Below are 2,736 nucleotides of genomic sequence, written 5' to 3' on the forward strand. Positions count from 1 at the left end.
CGGAACTCAGGCGAGTACTTCGATGTCCCCAACGGGAACTCCTGTCCTATGGATCTTCACGATCCAATGATCAGGGTGTCCACGATCAAGGGGAAACGCCCGACTGTCGTCGTCACACACGCCGTACTTGCGCTCGATATACGACGAGGTGATATCGAAACCGGTACCGATCGCGGTGCCCTGGTTATTGGTGTTCGCGGTCTGGCCGTCCACCGCACCGGAGTCGTAGGAGATCGACAGATCCGGCGCCGGCCCCGCCGCCGCGGGCGGCGTGCGCAAGGGATACGACCAGGTGAACGCACCGGAGGAGCCTCCTGCCTCCCAGGTCGAGGAAGCAGCCAGCGGGGTCGCCTTGTAGTCGCCGCCGCCTGACTTGGTGCCCGCCGCCAGCGCCACGACCAGCGTGCGTCCTTCGGCCTTGGCCTCAGGCTCGGCAGTGGGTTCCGCGCCGAAGGTCAGCTGTGTGTCGATGCGGTTGCGTTTGCGGTGGTTGGTGAATTCAAGGGGCACACGGGTACGGCAGGCGGCCTTTTCCGGACTGTTCAGTGCACAGTCCGGGAGGCGCAAGGCCTGTAGTCGACCGGCCCAGTCTCCTCCGTAGGCGGAGGCGAACTTGTTGTAATCGATACCGAGTTGGACGCTGCCACCGGTGGCAGGGCCAGTTACGGACAGGACAATGCCCTTGACGCCCAGTTTCGCTGCCTGTTTCTGGTCAAGGACTTTGACCTTGACCGAGTCGGCCGCCTTGGGTTGCTTCTTCCCCTTGGCCTGGTGGGGACGGTTCAGAGTGAGCGGGAGCGCACCGGCTAATGCCTTCGCCGGCCCCGATGCCGGAAGGGTCATTGCCGCTTGCCCGGCTGTCGGCCAGGTGACGACCTTCTCGCGGTCCTTCTTGGCCCGCGCGACGGCAACTCGGCCTTCGGCAGCAGATTTTTTCACCACCGCCGCGGTCTCCTTGTTCACCTTCGCGGTGAACGGCGACACCTTGTCCGGGTGCAGCTTGACCTGCGGCTTGCCCAGAGGATCAGCATGCGCAGCGAACGCTACCGGCGACAGCAGTCCCGGTATGAGAGTAAAGCCGGCAAGCGTTGCGATCCGCCGTGTCCAGGCTGCGCCGCCTGGTCCGCTTCTGCGCGCACGCATAGCTGATCCGAACCCGTTCATCTGGTTTCCGCTCCCCGCATGGGCCACCTCGGGCGGCCGGCGTTCTTGCCCCGCGGCCATTACCGAGGGGACGTTTGGTGGGCGTCGCAATGAATCTGAAAGCCTGTGCAACAGGCGGTCAGGTGGCGGCTCGACCGGTGCCGCCACCTGACTCGCCGGTCAGCCTGTGCCCGATCCGGGCTGCACTTGGAAGCTGACCTGATTCGCCGTCATAGCACCCGTCCAGATCCGCAAGCCCTCAAGGCTGCCGGCCAGGTAGTTGCCGGTGGTCCCGCCCTTGGCGCCACGGCCCATGGCCAGTTCGCCGCTACCCGGCTGCGCCGACGTGAAGCCTGAACTCGCGTCGGACGGCTGATCAAAGTCACCGACGTACAGGTGCAGCTTTCCGTAGCGGGGGACTGTCTTGGACGGATCGGAGGTGTCGTCCCAGGCTTCCTGGGCGTCGAAGACTCCGGTCACCTGGACCCACGTGTCGGTTTCGGCGAGGTCCCCGCCCGGAACCTCTGCGCTCTGGGTGACTTTGCCGTCGGGGCCGAGGGCGGTCCGGGTGAACTTCCACTGATACGTGCCGGCTGCGGGCTTGGTGATCCACAGCGCCCAGGCTGATTCGTTGCCCGTGCGCTGGCCGGCCACCTGTCCGGTGTAGCCCACCGGCTTTGCCGCCAGTGCCTCGGAATCCACCTCCACCGATGCCGAGACCGTGAAGGACCCGCTCTCGTCGACCACCGGGCCGGTCATGGAGGCGTAGCCGGTGGTTCCGTTGAGCACCACCGCACTCTGGTCTGCGTTCGGAGCGGCACCTCCCGCCAGCTTCATCGATGCCACGGGGTAGGCCGTGGTCTCGGGTATCACCGTGGCCGTGGCACCAGCGGCATCCCACTGGGCCACGAGCTCATTGGTCGGCACGTCGTCCACAGCGGCCTGTGCCTCCTTGGCGATCTCGTCGCCGGTGAGGGGGCGCTGCCACACGGCTACCTCGTCCAGGAGACCGAAGAAGTTCTCGCCGTACTTGCCGCTGACCTTTGAACGTCCCATCTGCAAGCCTTCGTTGGCGGTCCAGGGCTCGTAGGCCGGTGCGCTCTTGATCAGCACAACGGGTTGTCCCTGCGGGCGTCCGTTCACGAACAGCTGGATCGTGTCGTTGCTCTTGTCTGCGTCGCCCTTGGTATCGAAGACGCCAGTCAGGTGTGTCCATACGTTCAGCGGCGGGTTCACCTGGTCGGCAACGGAGCGGACAAAGGTGTGAACCGCCTGATCCCTGTCCGTACGGTTGAAGATCCACTGCTTGCCGCTGGAGGAGTAGTACAGAGCGAACGCGCTGCCGTTCGTGCCGGGCTCAGTCAGCACCACCCGGGTCGCCGACGGGTTTGACAACTGCACCCATGCCGAGACCGTGAACGAGTCCTTCGTGTTCACCGCGGCGGTGGCGGTGGCCGCGTAGCCAACCTGCTTTGCCGGATCTGTGGTGTGGGGCTTTCCCCTTGATCGTGGACACCGGTTGTCATGCGGCGGTGGCCAGCGTAGTTGATCGTTGTTCGTAGGCGATCGGGCTGATCTGGCCGAGGCGGGAGT

General features: G+C 65.1%; 2 protein-coding genes. Both read right to left on the reverse strand.

Translation table 11 applies throughout. The annotated features are described in order from the left end of the window. Positions 1-6: 6 nt before the first annotated feature. Positions 7-1,164 (reverse strand): hypothetical protein, encoded by a 1,158-nt coding sequence (locus IEZ15_RS43630; protein WP_189282473.1) that lies wholly within the window; start codon positions 1,162-1,164, stop codon positions 7-9. A gap of 159 nt (positions 1,165-1,323) precedes the next feature. Further along, positions 1,324-2,736 (reverse strand): laminin G domain-containing protein (locus IEZ15_RS43635; RefSeq protein WP_189282474.1); only part of this gene is annotated, 1,413 nt, incomplete at its 5' end.

The sequence above is a fragment of the Streptomyces atratus genome (genome assembly GCF_014648655.1).
Taxonomy (GTDB): Bacteria; Actinomycetota; Actinomycetes; order Streptomycetales; family Streptomycetaceae; genus Streptomyces; species Streptomyces atratus.